Source organism: Salinisphaera dokdonensis CL-ES53, from assembly GCF_040361215.1.
In the GTDB taxonomy this organism is placed as follows: Bacteria; Pseudomonadota; Gammaproteobacteria; order Nevskiales; family Salinisphaeraceae; genus Salinisphaera; species Salinisphaera dokdonensis.
This window is the reverse complement of sequence record NZ_APND01000001.1, coordinates 198,385-219,088: the sequence shown is the minus strand read 5'-3', so window position 1 is coordinate 219,088 and position 20,704 is coordinate 198,385. Positions and strand designations below refer to the sequence as shown.

Below are 20,704 nucleotides of genomic sequence, written 5' to 3'. Positions count from 1 at the left end.
CAGGCGAACAGGACCTCTCTTTAAGAATCGGCAGAATAGCCAATGGCGCGCCTAGTAGCGCGCGTCAGAGGTGACCTGCTCGCGACATTCGCGCTCCGACCACGCCGTATGGCAGGCACGAACCATCTGATCGAGCAGGGCGCGTAGGCGGGCCTTGTCGAAGGCGTTGAGTTCTGCTGTCTGCAGGGCGGTACGCAACTGGTTGATCGCGGGCGCAAAGGCGCCGCGCAGCTCGTAGTACTTCGCTTGGCGGTAATAGGCTTCGCCCAGATTGTCCTGTTGGCCGGCTACCTGGGCCAGCATCTGCTGTGCCTCTGACGATTGCGCGAGCAGGTCGCGATCCTGCATCAGGAAAGCGCGTGCCGTCTCGGGCTCATCGCTGCTGACCAGCAGGTTGGCGTAGTCCAGTTTTACCGACGGGCTACGGGGAAAACGTGTCCGTGCTGTTTCGAGCAGTTCGCGTGCCTCTGGGGTATTCCCAGCCTGGGAGTGAGCGTCCGCCAGGGCGAGCAGGAACGCTTTGCCCTGCGGATTGGCTTCAGCGAGCGGCGCGAGCAGGTCGATCGCATCCTCGTTACGTCCGACGCGAGACAGGGCGAGCGCGTACCCGTAATCCAGAGCCGGCGGGTTCGACGCGCCATCCGTGTTGGCGCGGCGTTGTTCGTAGTAGCGCAACAGGGCGCCGAGTTGGCGGTTCATGAAGACCCGGGCGCGTTCGCGCATGAGGAGGTAGTCGTTGCTTTCGCGCACCGTGGGCGAAGGGTAGTCACGAGCACGTGATTCGGCTTCGGCCATCCGAGTATTGCTAACCGGATGCGAGAGCAGGATTTCGGGCAGCTGGTTGCCGTACAGGCGCGAGCGACGCTGCATCTTCTCGAAGAAGCTGGCCATGCCGTCTGGGTTGAAGTCGGCCTCGGCCAAGGTGCGGATGCCGATGCGATCGGCCTCGAATTCATGGGCGCGCGTGTAGTTGGTCTGTTGCTGGCCGAGATTCGCTACACCCGCGGTCACGGCAGCCGAAATCGCGTCCGGATCGCCGCCACCGGCGATGGCGGCAACGAGAATCGCTGCAGCAGTCGCCCAGCCCATTCCGGAGGTCGCCTCGATCTGGCGGGCGATGTGGCGTTGGGTGACGTGTGCCATTTCGTGGCCGACGACACCGGCGAGCTCGCTTTCACTTTCTGTTTCGGTAATCAGCCCGGCATTGATGCCGATGTAGCCGCCCGGGAGCGCGAACGCGTTGATCTGGCTGCTGTCGATCAGATAGAAGCGGAACGCGCTCGCTTCGCTGCGCGTGTGCTGCGCCAGACGTGCGCCAATCTGCGTAAGATATTCACGCAATTGTAGATCTTCGATAACCAAGCTGCGTTCGAGCAGTTGTGCGACCACCTGGCGGCCGATCTTGTCTTCCTCTGCGGGAGACATGTACGTGTCCGCCGGCTGCCCGATACTGGGCAACTGATAATCACGCGCACTCGCGACCGTCGCGACCACGGTCAAGCAGGCGAGTAGGCCGATCAGAAATCGGCGCGATGAGGAGGCTCGGTCAGTCACAACGCGTGTCGAGGGGAACCGGGGATCAACGAGTGTTCAGACCGCAGGTTAGCGTGTTTCGTTCATTGGATTAAACTGCTGGGCAACAAGGGAAGTATTCGGCTCACGCACCGATGCACCCATCGCCAGCACAGCGCACAGGAGTCAACGTGCCGTTATTTTTGACCGTGCAGGAATGCAGCCTGGTGCACCTGCTCGAGGCAGACGCCCGGAATCTCATAGTGAGGCGTCCCCGATGAACGTCGTGCGTGAATGGTTCACGCGCCATTTCTCCGACCCGCAAGTCGTGGCGCTTGCGCTCATCCTGATCAGCGGGATCGCCCTGGTCATGGTATTCGGTGCGCTGCTGACCCCCGTGCTTGCGGCGGCGGTGGTTGCCTATCTTCTTGAGGGGCCGGTGCAGTGGCTCGAGCGTGTACGCATGCCGCGCTGGGCCGGAGCGGCGCTCGTTTCCACGGCGCTGCTGATCGGCGTGATCTGGGTGAGTTTCGCGCTATTGCCGTTGCTTACGCGCCAGGCAGGTCAGATTCTGCAGGAAGTTCCCAGTCTGATCAGTAGCGCGCAGGAGTGGATCGCGGCGCTGCCGCAACGCTATCCCGCATTGATCACCCAGGACCAGATCGACGCGATGGTCAACAGCATGACGTTCGATGTCGGCTCCATGCGCCAGACATTGCTCAGCCGCTCGCTGGTGGTGGGGATGAGTCTGCTGTACCTGTCTGTGTATCTCGTACTCGTGCCGCTGATGGTGTTCTTCATGCTGCGCGACAAGGACCAGATCATGGCCTGGTTTGCCCGCTTCGGGCCGCGCAACGGACGGCTGGTCCAGAACGTCTGGTCTGAAGTGAATGCGCAGCTCGGCAACTACGTGCGTGGCAAGGCGGTCGAGATCGTGATCGTGTGGATCGTCGCCTATCTCGTGTTTTCCCTGCTCGGGCTCAAGTACGCGATGCTGCTCTCGGCCCTGGTCGGCTTCTCGGTACTCGTGCCGTATATCGGCGCGTTCGGCATGACCGTGCCGGTGATGCTCGTGGCCTATGCCCAGTGGGGTTTCGAGGCCCAGACGCTGTACGTGCTGATCGTCTACGGCGTACTGCAGATGCTGGATGGCAACGTGCTGGTGCCCGTGCTGTTCTCCGAAGCGGTAGACCTGCACCCGGTCGCGATCATCACCGCAGTACTGTTTTTCGGCGGGGTGTGGGGCTTCTGGGGAATTTTCTTCGCGATTCCGCTGGCTACTGTTGTCCACGCCGTGATCAAGGCGTGGCCGCGCAAGTATACCGGTGAGACGGCGACAACGTCGCAGCCGAGAGAAACCGCCTGAGTCTTGCGCCGGGCGCTATCGGCCCGGCGCTTTACATCGCGGTCGTCCGAAAACGCCGCAGGCGAGAATCAGGCCGCCGCTGACGGTTCGAGCAGTTCGATCCAGTGGCGTACCGGCACGCCTGAGGCTGATTCGAGATGCAGCTGACAGCCCACGTTCGCGGTGACGATCACATCCGGCTCGCCGGCATTCAGCGAGGCGAGCTTGTTCTCGCGCAGTTCGTTGGCCATGGTCGGCTGCAGGATCGAATAGGTCCCGGCCGAGCCGCAGCACAGATGCGGGTCGCGCACGTGGGTGAGCTTGTAGCCTGCCTGGGCAAGAATCTCGGCGACGTTGTCGTGTAGCTGCGGCGCGTTCTGCAGTGTGCAGGGCGGGTGATAGGCCACCTGGCGCCCATGGCCTAGATCGCCGAGCTGGCTGAGGTCTTCCTGTGCCAGCACATCGCTTAGATCGCGCGCGAGCTCGGAGACGCGGGCCGCCTTTTCGGCGTACTCGGCGTCATTGCGCAGCATATGGCCGTATTCGACCACCGACGCGCCGCAGCCGCTGGCGGTGAGCACGATCGCCTCGGCGCCGTCTTCGATATACGGCCACCAGGCATCGATATTACGCCGCGCGAAGTCGTTGGCTTCCTCGCGATGGCTCAGGTGCTGTGACAGGGCGCCACAGCAGCCGCTGGCCTTGGGCGCGACCAGACGCACGCCCAGCTGCGAAAAGATGCGTGCCGCGTGGGCGTTGGTGTTCGGCGCGGCGACCGGCTGCACACAGCCGTCGAGCACGAGCATGGTGCGCGTAGCGGTTTCGGTCTTCGGCCATTCCAGCGCCTTGCGGCGCGGTGGCATCTTCTGCTTCAACGGCGCCAGTGGGCCGACCAGGAGCGGCTTGAAGAAATGCCCGAGATGGAAGAAGAACGCAAAGCGATTACGGTAGGCGACGATATGGCGCAGCAAAAAGCGGATCGCGCGCTCATGGAAAGGGCGCTGGACCTGCTGTTCAACGAGGTCGCGCCCGATATCAGCCAGCTTGGCGTATTCGACCCCCGACGGGCAGGTCGTTTCGCAGGCGCGGCAGGTCAGGCAGCGATCCAGATGCATCTGCGTTTTCTGGGTCGGCGTCTCACCCTCGAGTACCTGCTTGATCAGGTAAATACGCCCGCGCGGACTGTCGCGCTCGTCACCGAGCAGCTGGTAGGTCGGGCAGGTGGCAGTGCAGAAGCCGCAGTGCGTGCAGGCGCGCAGGATGCGGTCGGCCTCTTCGCCATCCGGCGTGTCGCGAAGTTGCGGAATGATTGAGGTTTGCATGGGCTTCGGTTCGCTTGGAATTCGGGCCTGAAGTTCGGGGCTAGAGCCCGGACCTATAGTTCTGGATAGATACGGGCGGGATTGAGAATACCCGCCGGATCCATGGAGCGTTTCAGTCGCTGTTGTAGCGCGAGCATGGATTCGCCGATCGGATGAAAGCGCGGCCTCGTATCGCCGCGATAGACGCTGGCGTGGCCGCCTTCGTCCTTCACGACGCGGCGCAGGCCCACGGGCTCCATATCCGAATGCAGCCAGCGCTGCGCGCCGCCCCAGTCGATGACGCTATCGCCATCGAGTTCGAGCATGGGCGCGGCCGGCGGCAGCGACAGCCGCCACAGCGGCTTGTCCTTGTTCTCGAAGAAGGGGCGTTGCTGTTCGCGCACTTTACGCCAGAAAGATTTGTCGTCGTCGAGCGTTTCGCCGCCCAGCTTTTCGCAGGCGGATTCGACTGACGACGTCGCACCAGCTAGGCGCAGATAGGTCTTGCCCTCTTCCCAATAGGCGCCGGTAATGGGCCAGGGCTTGCGTTGCCAGTCGCTGATCTGGGTCAGCGCTTCGGACGCGCCCTGTTCGAACACGCGGGTGATCTGAGTGCGCGGGAGCGGCAGCACCTTGAGGCTGACTTCCAGCAGCACGCCGAGCGTGCCGTAGGCGCCGGCCATCAGTCGGGACAGATCGTAGCCGGCGACGTTCTTCATCACTTCGCCGCCAAAGCGCAGCGCCTGCCCCTGGCCGTTGATGATGCGCGTGCCGAGCACGAAATCGCGCGCCGCCCCGGTGAAGGGCCGCGCCGGGCCGGACAGGCCGGTCGCGATCGTGCCGCCGATGGTGGCGTTGTCGCCGTAGTGGGGCGGCTCGAAGGCCAGCATCTGACCTTCGGCTTCAAGCACGGACTCGACCGCGGCCAGCGGCGTGCCGGCACGTACGGTCATTACCAGCTCGCCGGGCTCGTAGTTCACCACGCCGGTATGGCCGGTGACGTCCAGCGCTTCACCCTCGACGTGCTCGCCCAGAAAGGCCTTGCTGCCACTGCCGGTGAGGTTGAGGGGGGTCTTGCTTTCAAACGCCGCGCGAACGCGTTCGCTCAGTTGTTCGGTCTGATCGGCAGCCGTCGTCACAGTCGCTCCAGTTCGGGGAAGGGCAGTTCGCCGTTGTGGACATGCATGGCGCCGAATTCCGCACAGCGGTGTAGCGTCGGCACGGCCTTGCCGGGGTTGAGCAGGCCCTTGCCGTCGAACGCGTTCTTGACGGCATGGAATTGGGTCAGCTCGTCTGGCGGGAACTGCACGCACATCTGATCGATCTTCTCGACGCCGACACCATGTTCGCCGGTAATCGTGCCGCCGTGTTCGAGACACAGCTCGCAGATCGCGCCGCCGAATTCCTCAGTGCGCTCGAGTTCACCCTCGATATTCGCATCGTAGAGGATCAGCGGATGCAGGTTGCCGTCGCCGGCATGAAAAACGTTGGCCACGCGCTGGCCGTATTTCTTGGATAGTTCGCCGATACCGATAAGCACATCGGCCAGCGCCTTGCGCGGAATGGTGCCGTCCATGCAGTAATAGTCGGGCGAGATCCGGCCCATGGCCGGAAAGGCTGCCTTGCGGCCGGCCCAGAAGATCGCGCGTTCTGCATCGTTGCGGGAGACGCGTACTTCGGTCGCGCCTTCACGTTCGACAACGGCGGTCACGTCGGCGATGTGCTCGTCGACTTCGGCATGGGTGCCGTCGACCTCACAGAGCAGGATCGCCGCGGCGTCGGTCGGGTAGTCCGCGTGGACGAATTCCTCGGTGGCGATGATCGCCGGGCTGTCCAGCATCTCGAGGCCGGCCGGGATAATGCCCGCCTGAATGATCGCGGCAACGGCGTCGCCCGCCTTGCGCACGTCATCGAACGCGGCAAGCACGACTTGGGCGCGTTCGGGTTTCGGTAGCAGCTTGACGACCACTTCAACGATCACGCCGAGCAGACCTTCGGAGCCGGTCATGAGGGCAAGCAAGTCGTAGCCGGGCGTATCCAGCGCTTCGCTGCCGATCGTCATGCGTTCGCCTTCGACGGTGACGATCTCCAGCTGCACGATGTTGTGCGTCGTCAGGCCGTATTTCAGGCAATGCACGCCGCCCGAGTTTTCGGCCACGTTGCCGCCGATCGAGCAGGCAATTTGCGAGGACGGATCGGGCGCGTAGTAGAGGCCGAGATGCGAAACCGCTTCCGAGATCGCGAGATTACGCACGCCCGGCTGTACCGTAGCGCGGCGATTCTCGGTATCGATATCCAGAATCTGCTTGAACTTGGCGAGCGATAGCAGCACGCCGTTGTCCATCGGCAGGGCACCGCCTGATAGGCCGGTGCCGGCGCCGCGCGCGACCACGGCCACATCGTTGGCATGGCAGACCTGCATGGCGGTCTGAACCTGCTCGATGGTCTCGGGCAGGATCACGATCATCGGCAGCTGTCGATAAGCCGAGAGCCCGTCACACTCGAACGGGCGCAAGTCTTCCTCGACGTGCAGGACGGTGTGCTCGGGCAGTTCGGCCGTGAGCTTTTCGATCAGCTGAGCCTTGTCGGGGCGGGACGCGAGTACCTTTTCGGCAGCGTCCGCCAGGGCGGCGTCGGCCATGACAATCTCCGGGGTATGGCAACGGTCGTCAGCCGCGAAGGCGAGACCGTTGGTAGAGCCAGTTACTGGTTAAAGTTTATCAGACGCATAGGCGGCCAGACGCGAGCGTTCGCCTCTAGCAAGCGTAACGTGACCGGCATGACGCCAGTTCCGGAAACGGTCCACGACGTTGGTCAGGCCGGAGGTCGTCTCGGTCAGATAAGGCGTATCGATCTGCGCGAGATTCCCCAGGCAGACAAACTTGGTACCCGGGCCGGCGCGGGTGATCAACGTCTTCATCTGCTTGGGCGTGAGGTTCTGGGCCTCATCCAGGATGACGTAGCGCTCCAGGAACGTACGACCGCGCATGAAGTTGACCGAGCGGATCTTGATGCGCTTGGAGAGCAGCTCGTTGGTGGCCGCGCGCTCCCAGTCCGAGCCGCCGCCGCTGCCGGTGAGTACTTCGAGATTGTCCATGAGCGCACCCATCCATGGCGTCATCTTCTCTTCCTCGGTGCCGGGCAGAAAGCCGATATCGTCGCCGACGGGCACGGTCACGCGGGTCATGATGATCTCGCGGTAGCGCGATTCGTCCAGCGTCTGCGCTAGTGCGGCGGCGAGCGTTAGTAGCGTTTTGCCGGTGCCCGCCGCGCCCAACAGCGTCACGAAGTCGATATCCGGATCCATGAGCAGGTTGAGCGCGAAGTTCTGTTCGCGATTGCGTGCATGCACGCCCCACACTGCTTGCTTGCCTTCGCGGTAATCCTGGGCGAGTTCGAGCACGCTGCTCATGTTCTCGCCTTCGCCCTCGATCTCACGGGTGATCAGTTCGACGTCGTTGTCGTGGCGGAAATGCAGCAGCTCATTGAGATGCCAATCCGCGACCTGCGGGCCGCCAATCCGGTAGAAGACGTTGCCGGCCTCCTGCCAGGATTCCATGGTCTGGCCGTGGGTCTCCCAGAAATCGTCGGGCAGCTCGCCGTGACCGGTGTAGAGCAGGTCGAGATCTTCCAGCACCTTATCGTTGGTGTAGTCCTCGGCCTCGATGCCGATCACCGACGCCTTGATACGCAGGTTGATGTCCTTGGACACCAATACGATCTCGGAGTCGATAAACACATTGCGCAGCGACAGCGCGCTGATCAGGATCGAGTTGTCGGCCTTGTTGCCGGGCAACATCGACGGCAGGGCGCCTTCGGCCGGTCGTGTCTCGAAATAGAGTCGACCGCTGATCCGAGGCTTGTCGTTTTTCGCTTGGCCGTTGCCGTGCCCATTAAACTCGATGCCCTGATCGAGCGCGAGGCCCGCGTCGATCTCCTCATGCGACTTGTGGGCCATCAGTTCGTCGAGGAATCGACTGACCTGGCGGACGTTGCGCGCGACTTCGGAGACGCCTTTCTTGCCGGCGTCGAGCTCTTCGAGCACCACCATCGGAATGAAGATGTCGTGTTCCTGAAAGCGGAACAGCGCGGTCGGGTCGTGCATGAGCACGTTGGTGTCGAGAACGAAAACGCGTTGGGACATAGGAATGCGATCCCGAGAAAGGCGTGGGTAAAATGAGAGGGGTCTAGCCGAGTGCGCGTACCGCTGTAAGCACTTCGTCGGCGTGGTCGGCCACTTTCACGCCGCGCCAAACCTGGCGAATCACGCCGCCCCCGTCGATCACGAAGGTGCTGCGCTCGATGCCGATGTGCTTGCGCCCGTACATGTTCTTTTCCTTGAGCACGCCGAACGCATTGCAAACTTTCTCGTCGGCATCGCTGATCAGGTCAAAGGGGAAGTCGTATTTGGCGCGGAAGTTTTCGTGCTTGCGTAGCGAATCGCGCGAGACGCCGACGATATCGGCGCCGGCATTCTGAAACTCGGCGTAGAGGTCGCGAAACGCTTCGCCCTCCTGGGTGCAGCCCGGCGTGTTGTCGCGCGGGTAGAAATAGAGCACCAGCGTGCGGTCGGCGAAATCGGACAGCGCAAGTTTCTTGTCGCCGGTCGCAGGGGCCGAGAAGTCGGGGGCGCGGTCCTGGGTTTGCAAGGTCATCGGTCGGGATTGCTCCTGTACGAAACGGGCCGGCGCCCGATCTCAGGTCTTGATCGGGTCGAGCAGGCCGTCGGCATGCAGATCGTCGCATACGTCCATGAACGCGTCGCGAAGGGTCTGCGGATGATGATTGGTCGGCACGTGCACGGCCATATGCATCGTACACATGGCCGCGCCGGTCAAGCCTGAATCATAAGCCTGGCAGCTGACCTCGATCACGCTGGTGCCCTGGTCGGTGAAGAAGTCCAGCAACTCGGCAAGCAGGCGCGGCTGCTGGGGGGCGACGACCTCGGCCGCGTAGGGGCGAAAATCGCTCTGCGGTTCGGCCGGGCGGGAATGCTGAAACTGGACGGACAGCCCGAGATGCTCGGCCAGGCCGGGCAGGGCGCTCTCCATCTTGCCCATCGCGCTCCAGTTGCCACACAACAGCATGGACGCCGAGAAATGATCACCCAGCGGCGTGATCCGGCATTCACTGATTTCGCAGCCGCGGCGACCGATCGCGCCGACCAGGTCGCGGGCCAGCTTGTCGCGGTTCGCCCCCAGTGCCACGATCGAAAGATACTTCTTGATTTCCGGCATGAGCGTGACGTCGTCCTGAACTGAATTACGGCGATGAGGAAAAGCCGGTTATGGTAGCACTACAAGCGCGGCGTTCACGCAGTTACACTGGCGCGCCGTAACGTGTGAGGAGAGAACGTTGGCTCAAGGCAGCACGCAACTCGGCGGCAGCATGGTGGCAATTGTCACGCCCATGCATGCCGACGGCAGTGTCGACTGGGAAAGTCTCGAGAAACTGATCGACTGGCATATCGCCGAAGGTACCGACGGGATTGTGTCTGTCGGCACGACCGGCGAATCCGCAACGCTCGGTTTTTCCGAGCACGACGAAGTCATCGAGCGCACCGTCGAACTGGTCGACAAGCGCGTGCCGGTGATCGCCGGTACCGGCGGCAACGCGACGGATGAAGCCATCCGGCTCACGCGTCACGCCAAGCGTGTCGGCGCCGATGCCTGCCTGCTCGTCTGCCCGTACTACAACAAGCCGACCCAGGAAGGCCTCTACCGGCATTTTCACGCGATCGCGATGGCGGTCGACATTCCGCAGGTGCTCTACAACGTGCCGAGCCGGACAGGCGTGGATATGTTGCCCGAGACAGTGGCGCGCCTGGCGCATATCGACAACATCGTCGCGCTCAAGGAAGCCAAGGGCTCGATCGAGCGTATTCATGCGCTGGTCGAAGAGGTCGGTGATGGTATCGATATCTTCTCGGGCGACGACGGCACGGCGATGGAAACCATGCTCGTGGGGGGCAAGGGCGATATCTCGGTCACCGCCAACGTGGCGCCGCGCCTCATGCGCGAAATGTGCGCTGCGGCTATCGCGGGAGATCGTGAAAAAGCCGAAATGCTCGATGCCAAGCTGCTGCCGCTGCACACGGCGCTGTTCCTCGAGCCCAACCCGATCGCGGTCAAATGGGCGCTTTATCAGATGGGGTATATCGGTCCGGGTATCCGGCTGCCGATGACGCCGCTGGCCGACCATTTTCATGAGCCGGTTCGGGAAGCGTTGCGTAGTCTGGATCTGCTGGACGATGTCTGATCGAGAGACGGGGCTTGTCAAAAGAGCGTAACTTGTGGTTAGCGCAGCTAAGCGTTATCGTTACGGTAATTAACTCGACCTCGAAAGCTCATTGTAATAAGAGCCGATATTCATGAAGCAGCTTCTTATCGCCGCAGCTATTGCAGCATTTTTGGTATCACCCGCAGCTATCGCCCAGTCCGCGACCAGCACCGGAGATTCTTCAGCCGAAGGCGGGCAGGTAGAGGGCGGTGCTGCTGCGGGCTCGAACTCTGCAGCAGTCAGCAGTAATGCCGTTCTTGCAGGTGTGGGTGCTGCGGCCGTCATCGGCGGGGCTTTTGCGCTCGCCAATAGCGGTGACAGTGATGGTGAAGACGAGAACGTGGCGACTGGCACCACTGGATCGACCGGGACCACTGGAACGAAGAACTAGTCGCTAGACGTCAGTACTGCGCGGCGACGATTTTGTCGCTTGCGCACAGTTCAGATACACGATATTTTGAGTAAGAAGCCGCAGGCTTCAGCTTTACACGGGAGTCATAACGATGAAGAACATTCTTGCAGCTCTAGCCATCGGCATGTTCGTGGCGTCGCCGGCCGCACTGGCCCAGAACGCTAATTCGAACTCTGTCGCTTCTGGTGGCGCGGCTGGCGCGGGTAGCGCAGCAGTCACCACGAATACGATTATTGCCGGCGTTACTACCGCTGCTCTTCTGGGTGGCGTGATCGCGCTTGCCAACAGCGGTGACGGCGACGACGAGAACGTACAGCTGGGTGCAACAGGTACCACGGGTACCACCGGCACCACGCCGTAGTTTCGGTTACAGCACTACCATGAAGTGTACGAAAACGTACGCTTGGAGAGGCCGCCTTCGGGCGGTCTTTCTTTGTGTGTGGATAGTATCCGTAGCGTTTGGTGTTGTCGCCTGCGCGGGAGATCGAGGCAGTCCGTTCGTATCCACGTTCGCGTCGATTCTTCCGGGCCAGTCGGGCGACGTGTCAAAACAGGCGGCTGCTATTCCCTATGCGTCGGTCGATCTATCGGTAAACGGCGCGGGAGGGCTGCTCATTCTCGCCGAGCAGTCGGGCGGGCTGACTTTCTGGCAGTCCAGTAGCCGCGAGACCGTCGTCTTTCGCGATGGTTATCTGAACTCCACCCGCGGGCTGCAGGCGAATCTGTTATCCAGTCGTCAAACCGACGCGGCCGGTAATCTCATTCAGCCTTGGGCTGAAACGCAACACGACTCAGTGCGCTACCAGGTCGAGCGTAGCTGGGAGGATTCCCGCGGCCGCCGCCATGCTGGCCGCGCGCAGGCGTTATTCGAGTGCGGCGCTGAGCCTGAGTCTGTAGAGCTACCTTTGGCAACGTTCGATCTCACGCGGTGTGTAGAATCGCTGCAGTGGGAAAGTGGCAAGAAAACTCGCTCAGTCGTCTGGCGTCATCCGGACACACATCGTGTATGGGCGGGGGATGCCGTAGCATGGCCTGGCGGTCTTCATGTGACCTGGCAAGTTGCACGGCCCTGGTGGTAACCGCCTCAAGGCGTTGGGGTTTGCGACGCTGCTGATAGGGGAATCGGGTGTTTCTAAGTTGCTGTGGTGTTCTCGGCCGTAGCGTCGTGAAGAGTGCCGCCCTTGTTGCGTGCGTGGCTGTCGGGAGCGCGTGGTCTCCGGCATTCGCGCAGTCGTCTGATGCCGCGTCGCGTGGAGTCTCTTATTCGAGCGTGGTGCAGGCCTGGCTCGCCTTCCCCTCAGTGGATACGGTCGAGTGGCCGTACGCCTACCTGCGTGCAGACAGCACGCGGTCTAGCGCGCGAGCGAAGCGCGCCGATCTTTTTAAGGAACTCGATCAGCTCACCTGGCGACTGGAGGACGGTCGTCATGACGCGTTGATTCGTGTGATCGAAGACTGGCGTGCAGAGCTGAGCGAAAAGAAGTTGTTTAGGGAGCCAGGTGACTGGAGCCCGGCGTGGCTGATGGCACATCCGCAGAAAGCGCCGTCTGTGGTCCGCGTTGCCGCGATCGGCGCCTGTGAGCCGCCGGATTGGGTGCAGGTGTGGGATGCAAGCGGGGTCGAAAGAGCGCCATGGCGCGGCGGTCTTACGCTCTCGGAAATAAGTCGCGGCGGCGGTCCCCTCGATCTCCATGGCGCAGAGCAGGTGGCACTCGTCACGCCAGAGGGCAAGATCGAGCACTATGGCCAAGCCGCCTATAACTACGCCGATGCCGAGTTGTCGCCCGGTACGCAAGTCGTGGTGGCGTTGCCTCTCGGTGGAGAAGCATTTCCGTGGATCCGTGACACGATAGCGACAGTTCTCGCCCATGCTGCCCCGGGCGATAATTGCAGCGAGATGGCTCTAGCTGAAGAAGTGTCCGTAGATGACTGACGATAGAATTAAAAAGAGTTATGGACGCGGACGATTTCTCGTTGTTACGGGAACCGTTTTTCTGCTCCCACTTGTCGCGGCGCCAGTTGTAGCGCGGGATGTGATTAGTGATCCGCTCCCGGTGTTTCAAAGTGATTTCGGTGGTGTCGGCCTGCTGCAGACACCGACCGCTCGCATGGCGCCGGTTGGCGAAATGTCCTTTACCTACGATCAGGTCGATCCATATACGCACTACGGTTTCAGTTTCCAGCCATTTGAGTGGTTCGAGGCAGGATTTCGTTACACGCAGATCGAGAATCGACTATTCGGTCGATCGATAGCCGGCGACCGTGATTATCTGGATAAGGGCGTAGACCTGAAGCTCTCGCTTCTGAACGAGGGGCGCTACTTGCCAGAATTCGCCGTCGGCTTTCGTGATTTCGGCGGAACCGGTCTCTTCGGCAGTGAGTATGTTGTCGCCAACAAGCGCTGGTATGACTTTGATTTCAGTCTTGGTTTGGGCTGGGGCTATCTCGGCTCGCGTGGTGATATCGAGAATCCGCTCCGTTTTGCTGGTGATCGGTTCGAACAACGGATAAACGAACGCTCTGCAGGTGGCGGCGATTTCAATATCAAGCAGCTGTTTTCGGGAAAGGCCAGCCTCTTTGGGGGTATTCAGTATCGCACCCCCTACGAACCGCTGACGCTTCAGCTTGAATATGACGGTAACGATTACAAAACCGAGCCGCTGAATAATCCTCAGGAACAGGACTCCCCTATAAACGTGGGCGCCCGCCTGCGTGTTAACAACAACCTCACGCTCTCCGCAGCCTGGGAGCGGGGCAATACCGCGATGCTGGGCGCGACCCTGAGCGTCAATCTCGCTGGGTTGTCGCAGCCCAAGAGCGATCCGCCGCCGGTTGCTCCGAAGGCAGGTCGCGACCACCAGAGTGAAGACTGGTCGCGCGTGGCGACGGACCTTGCGCAGAACGCGGGTATCTCCGCGAGCCGCATTTCGAAAGACGGCGATTCGCTGATTGTCGAAGGCAGCCCGACCCGCTATCGCTCGATGCCGGAGGCCGAATTACGCGCCAATCGGATTTTGCATAACGTTGCCGGCACGGATATCCAGCAGTTCCACTATCGCTGGAAGCAGCGGGGCTTGTATTTGCGCGAGGATATTCTCCCGCGTGATCCCTTGCCCGATGAGCCGCTCCTTGTAGAGCCGGCGAGTACGTTCAGCGGCGACGATTACCGTCACGGCGTCGCATCCGTTGCATCGTCGAGCCGGCGCGCTGCGAAAACCACCGACGAGACGGTCTATGAAGCACCGGCCGATCGGTTCTCTTGGAGTCTGAATCCCGGGTTGAATCAGAACTACGGCGGCCCGGACGGCTATCTCTATCAGGTGCTCGCCCGTCTGGATACGCAGTTCAAGACCGATGAACATGGTTGGTTCTCCAATACGCTGGCGTACACGCTTTTGGATAACTTCGACAAGTTCGACTACATCGCGGATTCCGACCTGCCGCGCGTACGTACGTTCGTCGGCCGGTATCTCGAAGAAACCGATCTCGGGATCTACAATCTTCAATACACGCGAACGGCGCGGCTTTCGGACAACTGGTTCGGCATGGCCTATGCTGGTTACCTGGAGCAGATGTATGCCGGCGCGGGTGGCGAGATACTCTACCGGCCGTTCAACAGCAATGTCGCTTTCGGGGTGGACGCCAACTGGGTGAAGCAGCGTGATTTCGATACCCAGTTCGGTCTGCGTGATTACGAGACCTGGACCGGCAATGCGACGGCCTATATCGATACTGGCATCAAGGACGTGCTTGCCGTCGTCAGTGTGGGTCGCTATCTGGCCAAGGATATCGGCACGACGCTGGATTTCTCCCGTACATTCGAATCCGGCGTGCGTCTCGGCGCTTATGCCACCTTTACCGACGCCGGCGACGATTACGGCGAGGGCGGTTTCGATAAAGGGATCTATCTGAGTATGCCGCTGGACCTGTTCTTCAACAAGTCCACGCGCCGCACCGCCTCAGTGGCCTGGCGTCCGCTCACCCGTGACGGTGGCGCCAAGCTTGCGCGTCGCTATGGCCTTTACGGCCTGACGAATCAACGCTCACTCGGCGATTACTGGGAGAATTACGAGCGCGCGGGCCCGTAGGGCAGCTGTGCTTTTGGCGTGCCACGCGTTGCCTGCGGCTACCATGACCGCAGTAGCGGCCGGTGGTACGATGCGTTCGCTTGGGCACGACGGTTACGCGTGCCTCTTCGCGACGGTCAACCTATCTAGTGGAGCAGCAGTGACTAAACCGGCCTTCTTTATATTGGCGCTTTCTACGCTCGGACTTGCAGCCTGCAGCTCGACCCCGTCGTGCCTCGAATCTCAGCCTTACATGCAAGCCAAGTCGTTCCCGCCGCTCCAGAGTCCCGCGGGGCTGGAGGTGCCAGAGGCGGATCCCAGCATGCGGATCCCGGAGGTCGCGTCCGGCCCTGTCGGTACGTTCGACGAAGCGCCGGCCGATCGTGATGCCGAAGACCCGGCGGCGCGATGCCTTGTCACGCCGCCGGCGATGGCGAGCCGCTGAAGCGGAATCGATCCTCGGCAGTGGCCGGGCAAAGGCTGGCTTACCGATCGCAGCCATCTTTGATGGCTGGCCTTTATGTTCCCAAAAGCGGACTGCGTGATATCGCCGCGCGATGTCTTGGTCTTCAGTCACGACATCCCGGCACCTCAATAATCGCCGGGATGTCGCGTCGACTTGGATATGCGGCGCGGCTGGATTCGCCAGGCCGGGCAGTCGTGCGTTGGCACGATCGGCCGGATCGGTCAGGCGGTTTTTGTCAGTTTGTTGGCTGACAAGGGCTTCGTAACCAACACAAATACGTTACAATCCGCGCTTCCGAAAACGGAGAGGTGTCCGAGCGGTCGAAGGAGCACGCCTGGAAAGCGTGTGTGCGGTAACCCCGTACCGAGGGTTCGAATCCCTCCCTCTCCGCCATTTTCGGCAACAGAGCGAATAGGCATAGCGTTCGACATCGAAGGCTTAAGCTTGGCTCAGTACGTGATTCCGTTCTCGCGGCTCTGCGTCGTTTCATCCCCGAATTCACCGCCCTCGGCATTCTCAGGTTCACGCTGTGTGGCATCTTCGGTCGGCTGTGCGTCTTTGACCGGCTGATCGGTTGTCTCGGATTCCTTGCCGCTTTCACCACTGACCTGTTGGCAGGTCACTTCGCCATCGGCAGATTTTTCGCATTGATTGTCGGCCAGTGCCACGCTGGGAAGCACGGTCAGGATCGCGAGAAGCAATAGATTTTTCATGGGCAGCGTTGCCTGAATTGAATTTCGGCCAATAGAACATTGTGGGCGCGCGTCTGCAATCCGTATAAATCTCGCGAGTACGAGTTCACTGGACGACATGCACCATCTCTGTGTCGACGCGCCAGACGGCTGTTGATATCTCGCCGTCAAGGCATTGTCGACATACTTAGCGCGCGAGTAGGCCGCAAATTTCCAATGCAATCGTCTTGGGGCGAAAACCAACGTACGGCCACGAAGCGAGCCGTAGCTTGGCGGTGGATGGGGCGCTGGCTGAGCCCGTGCTTTTTGTGTATCGTTTGCGCCCACGACGGGCCGATGGCATTGCTGTCGAAACCGTTCTACCGCTTTCTAGGGTGGCCCGCGTCGGTGCCCCCGCGACGACATGCCGTTAACCCCGTCAGGCCCGGAAGGGAGCAGCGGCAGCGGCGGACTCGGGCGCCGGGGTGTCGCTGGCGCGGGCCGCCACCTTTTTATCGCTTGAATCCCGCCGCCGGCACCGCGATAGTCAGTCGTATGAGCAACGGCGCGGCGACGCTGCGCACCTCGGGCGAATCATGACGAGCCAGCTTCCGGACCTTTGCCAACCGAACCGCGACAGCGCATGAGTTTTCAGGCGCTTGCACGCACGTGGCGTCCGCGCCGCTTCGACGAACTGGTAGGCCAGGCGCATGTAGTGCGCGCGCTCACGCATGCGCTTGAGCAGGACAAGCTCCACCATGCGCTGCTGTTCTCCGGTACGCGCGGGGTCGGTAAGACCACGCTGGCCCGGATCATTGCCAAATGCCTGAATTGCGAGAACGGCACAACCGCGCATCCGTGTCGCGGCGACGATGCCTGCTCCACCTGTCGCGAGATCGACGAGGGCCGTTTCGTTGATCTGATCGAGGTCGACGCGGCCTCGCGCACGGGCGTCGATGACACGCGCGAACTCATGGACAACGTGCAGTACGCGCCGACGCGCGGGCGCACCAAGGTGTACCTCATTGACGAGGTGCACATGCTCTCCAAGCACTCGTTCAATGCGTTGCTCAAGACGCTCGAGGAGCCGCCGCCGCGGGTTCAGTTCCTGCTTGCGACAACCGAACCGGAGAAGATTCCGGTAACCATTCTTTCGCGTTGTCTGCAGTTCCCGCTTAAACGTTTGCCGGTGGTCGAAATCGGCGCGCAGTTGCGCCATATCATGAACGCGGAAGCGCTCGAGGCCGACGACGAGGCCCTCACAGAAGTTGCGCGCGCCGCAGACGGCAGCATGCGGGACGGTCTGTCCCTGCTGGATCAGGCGATCGCGTTCAGCGGTGGGCGTCTGGAAGCCGAGCCGGTGCGCGATATGCTCGGCACGATCGGTCAGGGCCGGGTCGCCGAGCTCGTCGAGGCTATCGTCGATGCGCGTGCGGGCGATGCGTTGGACGCCTTGGCGGCGCTCTATGCCCAGGGCATCGATATGCGCTACCTGCTGGAAGCGCTCGCCACCGCCTGGCAACAGATTGCGACGATCCACGTGGTCGGCGAAGCTACGGATGAAGCGGGCGAAGCCTGGGAAGCTGTTGCGCAGCGGGCCGACACGGCCTCGGTCCATGTGTTTTACGACATCGCCGTGGCCGGCGCACGTGATCTGGCGTATGCGCCGGATCCTCTGGTCGGCGTAAAGATGAGCGTGCTGCGAATGCTTGCGTTTGCACCGGCTGCCGAGGCGTGGGCAGCCCAGGGCGAGAGTGGCGGCACACCGAGTGGCGCGACGAAAGAGCCGCCAGCGCCCAAGCCGCGCAGCGCAAGTTCGGGCGTGGCGCAGGTGCGTGCACAGTTGCAGAAGCCTCGCACCACGCCCCGCGCTGACGAAGAGCCGCGAAAGGCTGTCGCCGTCGAGCCGGATGCGAGCGCGCCCGCGAACGCCGATGGCGCCGCGGCTCCAGTAGTGACGCCGACGCCGGCGGAGCCTCAGGTTGCTCAGGATGCGCCGCCACAGCCGGACACACAGGCGCCAGAGCCTGAGACGCCTTCGGCACAGAGCGCCTCGCCTAACGCAGACGGTGACGACACGCTGCCGGCCCAAGTCGCAGCGAGGGAGGTGCCACCCGCGATGCCCGATGCGTCGGAAGCTACGCCGGAACACGAACCGGCACCGGTGATCGAAGAGGCTGCCCCGGAGCGCGAGAGCAGCGCCCCCGCAGTCGGAGTCGACGAATGGCACGCCCTGGTCTCGCGGCTCGGGCTGGGCGGGTTTGCGGCCCAACTGGCGAACAACGGGGTTTGTCAGCGCCTCGACGACGAGCGGGTGGTTCTAGCGCTCGCGCGGGCCAACGAATTCCTCGCGATCCCCAGCGCACGCGATACATTGCAGGATGCGATCGGTCGGCAATGGGCGCCGTCGTCCGGCCCCAAGCTCGTCATCGAATTTGTCGAGGAGACACGCGATACGCCGGCGCAGCGTATCGAAGAGGATGCCCAGGCCCGGCAACAGGCCGCCGTGGCGTCAATCGAGAATGATCCATTTGTGCAGCAGTTGCGTGACCGAATGGGCGCACAGCTGCGCGCAGAAACCATCAAGCCCCATCGCCCGTCGGAGGCGATACAAAAGCGAGACGAACTATGAAAGGTCAACTAGGCAAGATCATGCAGCAGGCCCAGGCCATGCAGGGCAAGATGCAGGAAGCCCAGGAAGAAATGGCCAAGATGGAGATCACCGGCGAATCCGGCGCGGGTCTCGTCAAGGTCGTGATGAACGGGAAGCACGAGGTGAAGAACGTCGTGATCGATTCGAGCGTGTTCGAGGAGGACCGCGAGTTCGCGGAAGATCTTATCGCGGCGGCGATCAACGACGCGGTCCAGCGCGTAAGCGCGACCACCAAGGAAAAGATGTCCGAGATGACCGGTGGCATGGATCTGCCGCCCGGCATGAATCTGCCGTTCTGAATCGTCCGGGACGGATCGCGCGACCACGTCCGATCCTGACAGCGACTAGAGTGATATAAGCGATGGCGTTTTCGCCGGCTCTGACACGTCTGATCGACGCGCTGCGCGTGCTGCCCGGTGTCGGGTCGAAAAGCGCACAGCGCATGGCGTTTCACCTGCTCCAGCGCGAGCGGGAAGGCGGCCGCTACCTCGCCCAGGCTGTCGAACAGGCGATGGCGAGCGTGCAGCATTGCAAGGCGTGTCGGATGTTCACCGACAGTGAACTGTGCGATATCTGTTCGAACGAACGGCGCGACGCGACGCTGGTATGCGTGGTCGAAAGCCCGGCCGACGTGATGGCCATCGAGCAGAACACCGATTTCACCGGCCGCTATTTCGTGTTGCTCGGCCGTCTATCACCGATCGACGGCGTCGGGCCGAGCGAGCTGGGTCTGGATATCCTGCGCTCGCGCCTGGCAGACGGCAGCGTCGAAGAAGTGATTCTGGCGACCGGCGCGACGGTCGAAGGCGAGGCCACCGCGCAGTACGTCGCCGATCTCGCCCGCCAGCACGATGCAGGCATCTCGCGCATCGCCCACGGTGTACCGATTGGCGGTGAACTGGAGTATGTCGATTCCGGGACTCTCAGCCAGGCGTTCTCCGGTCGGCGCCCGTTCTAGCGCGGGCCGATGGTTAGTCGAGCAGGGCGTCGATCTTCGCGGCGCTGATGAAGTCGTTCTCGGAAAGGCCCTCGATCGCGTGGGTGATCAGTTCGATCCGGCAGGTGTTGTAGCCAAACGTGATCTCCGGATGATGGCTTTCACGGTGCGCGATATACGCCACGGCGTTAACGAAAGCCTGGATCCGGTAGTAGTTCTTGAACTTGATACGGGCGACGAGCCGCCCCGTGTCGTCGATCTCCCAGCGGTCTGAAAGCGCGGCAAGGTGCGTCCGCGTAGCATCCTCATCCAGCACGGGTGTGTCGGCATTGCAGGGTGCACAGTGTTGGTCGGCGAGTGAGGTCATGGTCGTGCTCTCTCTAACGATCTTCCATCGCACGGTAACAGGCCGCCCTTGCCGCAGCCGATACCTTTCTCCGTTTTGCGCCCCGTGTAGGCGGCACGCACAATACTGCTTTTACCGCGGTGCCCCTAAGCTATGAGTTATGCAGACGACAACCTGATCTGGATCGACCTGGAGATGACCGGTCTGGATCCCGAAAGTGATCGCATCATCGAGATCGCCACCCTTGTGACCGACAAGGATCTCAATGTACTGGCGGAAGGCCCGGTCTTCGCCGTGCACCAGAGCGATGCGCTGATCGACGGCATGGACGAATGGAATACCCGTCAGCATAACCGTTCAGGGCTCGTGGATCGCGTCCGTGCAAGCGAGATAGACGAGGACATGGCGCAACGCGAGACCATTGCTTTTCTCGCGGAACACCTGCCTGCCGGCAAGTCGCCGATGTGCGGCAACAGCATCTGTCAGGACCGCCGTTTCCTGGCGCGCTACATGCCGGAGTTGGAAGCGTTCTTTCACTATCGACATATCGATGTGAGTACGCTCAAGGAATTGGCGCGGCGCTGGGCGCCGGCCGTAGCAAGCGGGTTCAATAAGAAATCCAGCCATCTCGCCATGGACGATATCCGTGATTCGCTGGAAGAGCTGGCGTATTACCGGAACACACTGCTCAAGGTGTAGCTACGAGCATGGCCAA

20 protein-coding genes, 1 tRNA gene and 1 other RNA gene are annotated in these 20,704 nt (G+C 61.8%); 13 read left to right on the top strand and 9 right to left on the bottom strand.

Annotated elements, in window-relative coordinates; all coding sequences use genetic code 11:
* Positions 1-51 precede the first annotated feature (51 nt).
* A complete protein-coding gene (locus SADO_RS00970; RefSeq protein ID WP_353108459.1) occupies positions 52-1,425 on the bottom strand; it encodes a beta-barrel assembly-enhancing protease in 1,374 nt (457 codons plus the stop codon).
* Between the two features lie 364 nt (positions 1,426-1,789).
* Here SADO_RS00970 and SADO_RS00965 point away from each other — a divergent pair, with 364 nt between their 5' ends.
* On the top strand, positions 1,790-2,878 hold the full coding sequence (locus SADO_RS00965; RefSeq protein WP_353108458.1) for an AI-2E family transporter: 1,089 nt from the start codon (positions 1,790-1,792) through the stop codon (positions 2,876-2,878).
* A gap of 68 nt (positions 2,879-2,946) precedes the next feature.
* On the opposite strand, the gene glcF is transcribed toward SADO_RS00965, so the two are convergent.
* From glcF to SADO_RS00935, 6 genes are all read right to left on the bottom strand, one after another.
* Complete coding sequence (gene glcF, locus SADO_RS00960) at positions 2,947-4,179, bottom strand: glycolate oxidase subunit GlcF (RefSeq protein WP_353108456.1); 1,233 nt, start codon at positions 4,177-4,179, stop codon at positions 2,947-2,949.
* A 53-nt stretch (positions 4,180-4,232) separates the two neighbouring features.
* Entirely contained in the window at positions 4,233-5,297 is a 1,065-nt protein-coding gene (glcE, locus tag SADO_RS00955; RefSeq protein WP_353108454.1) for a glycolate oxidase subunit GlcE, read from the bottom strand.
* Complete coding sequence (locus SADO_RS00950; RefSeq protein ID WP_353108452.1) at positions 5,294-6,799, bottom strand: FAD-linked oxidase C-terminal domain-containing protein; 1,506 nt, start codon at positions 6,797-6,799, stop codon at positions 5,294-5,296. Before SADO_RS00950 ends, glcE begins: the two co-directional genes overlap by 4 nt.
* A 69-nt stretch (positions 6,800-6,868) precedes the next feature.
* Positions 6,869-8,302, bottom strand: a complete 1,434-nt coding sequence (locus SADO_RS00945) for a PhoH family protein (RefSeq protein ID WP_353108450.1) — start codon at positions 8,300-8,302, stop codon at positions 6,869-6,871.
* 43 nt (positions 8,303-8,345) lie between these two features.
* On the bottom strand, positions 8,346-8,813 hold the full coding sequence (locus tag SADO_RS00940) for a peroxiredoxin (protein ID WP_353108449.1): 468 nt from the start codon (positions 8,811-8,813) through the stop codon (positions 8,346-8,348).
* Positions 8,814-8,855: 42 nt separating this feature from the next.
* Positions 8,856-9,395 (bottom strand): glycine cleavage system transcriptional repressor, encoded by a 540-nt coding sequence (locus SADO_RS00935; protein ID WP_353108447.1) that lies wholly within the window; start codon positions 9,393-9,395, stop codon positions 8,856-8,858.
* Positions 9,396-9,546: 151 nt separating this feature from the next.
* Here SADO_RS00935 and dapA point away from each other — a divergent pair, with 151 nt between their 5' ends.
* The 7 genes from dapA (at position 9,547) to SADO_RS00900 (ending at position 15,775) form a co-directional block, all read left to right on the top strand.
* Entirely contained in the window at positions 9,547-10,416 is an 870-nt protein-coding gene (gene dapA / locus SADO_RS00930; RefSeq protein ID WP_353110045.1) for a 4-hydroxy-tetrahydrodipicolinate synthase, read from the top strand.
* 112 nt (positions 10,417-10,528) lie between these two features.
* Positions 10,529-10,828, top strand: coding sequence for a hypothetical protein (locus tag SADO_RS00925; protein WP_353108445.1), 300 nt, complete (start codon positions 10,529-10,531; stop codon positions 10,826-10,828).
* 112 nt (positions 10,829-10,940) lie between these two features.
* Positions 10,941-11,210: a hypothetical protein gene (locus tag SADO_RS00920; protein ID WP_353108443.1), complete on the top strand. Its 270-nt coding sequence runs from the start codon at positions 10,941-10,943 to the stop codon at positions 11,208-11,210.
* Positions 11,211-11,391: 181 nt separating this feature from the next.
* On the top strand, positions 11,392-11,928 hold the full coding sequence (locus tag SADO_RS00915) for a YjbF family lipoprotein (protein WP_353108441.1): 537 nt from the start codon (positions 11,392-11,394) through the stop codon (positions 11,926-11,928).
* A gap of 194 nt (positions 11,929-12,122) precedes the next feature.
* Entirely contained in the window at positions 12,123-12,782 is a 660-nt protein-coding gene (locus tag SADO_RS00910) for a hypothetical protein (RefSeq protein WP_353108440.1), read from the top strand.
* Positions 12,775-14,937, top strand: a complete 2,163-nt coding sequence (locus SADO_RS00905) for a YjbH domain-containing protein (RefSeq protein ID WP_353108438.1) — start codon at positions 12,775-12,777, stop codon at positions 14,935-14,937. Before SADO_RS00910 ends, SADO_RS00905 begins: the two co-directional genes overlap by 8 nt.
* A gap of 747 nt (positions 14,938-15,684) precedes the next feature.
* Positions 15,685-15,775, top strand: a tRNA-Ser gene (locus tag SADO_RS00900).
* Between the two features lie 56 nt (positions 15,776-15,831).
* Here the strand turns inward: SADO_RS00900 and SADO_RS00895 are convergent.
* Positions 15,832-16,095, bottom strand: a complete 264-nt coding sequence (locus SADO_RS00895) for a hypothetical protein (protein ID WP_353108436.1) — start codon at positions 16,093-16,095, stop codon at positions 15,832-15,834.
* A 361-nt stretch (positions 16,096-16,456) separates the two neighbouring features.
* Here SADO_RS00895 and ffs point away from each other — a divergent pair.
* The 4 genes from ffs to recR all read left to right on the top strand — a co-directional run bounded on the left by ffs (position 16,457) and on the right by recR (position 19,664).
* Positions 16,457-16,553, top strand: an RNA gene (ffs, locus tag SADO_RS00890) — signal recognition particle sRNA small type.
* A gap of 143 nt (positions 16,554-16,696) precedes the next feature.
* Complete coding sequence (dnaX, locus tag SADO_RS00885; RefSeq protein WP_353108434.1) at positions 16,697-18,685, top strand: DNA polymerase III subunit gamma/tau; 1,989 nt, start codon at positions 16,697-16,699, stop codon at positions 18,683-18,685.
* On the top strand, positions 18,682-19,005 hold the full coding sequence (locus SADO_RS00880; RefSeq protein WP_353108432.1) for a YbaB/EbfC family nucleoid-associated protein: 324 nt from the start codon (positions 18,682-18,684) through the stop codon (positions 19,003-19,005). The genes dnaX and SADO_RS00880 overlap by 4 nt, the downstream gene beginning before the upstream one ends.
* 62 nt (positions 19,006-19,067) lie before the next feature.
* On the top strand, positions 19,068-19,664 hold the full coding sequence (gene recR, locus SADO_RS00875; protein ID WP_353108431.1) for a recombination mediator RecR: 597 nt from the start codon (positions 19,068-19,070) through the stop codon (positions 19,662-19,664).
* A gap of 13 nt (positions 19,665-19,677) precedes the next feature.
* Here recR and SADO_RS00870 read toward each other — a convergent pair whose 3' ends face one another.
* Positions 19,678-20,010, bottom strand: a complete 333-nt coding sequence (locus tag SADO_RS00870) for a 4a-hydroxytetrahydrobiopterin dehydratase (protein ID WP_353108429.1) — start codon at positions 20,008-20,010, stop codon at positions 19,678-19,680.
* Between the two features lie 132 nt (positions 20,011-20,142).
* Between SADO_RS00870 and orn the strand changes: the two genes are divergently transcribed.
* Entirely contained in the window at positions 20,143-20,688 is a 546-nt protein-coding gene (orn, locus tag SADO_RS00865) for an oligoribonuclease (RefSeq protein WP_353108427.1), read from the top strand.
* Positions 20,689-20,704: the final 16 nt, after the last annotated feature.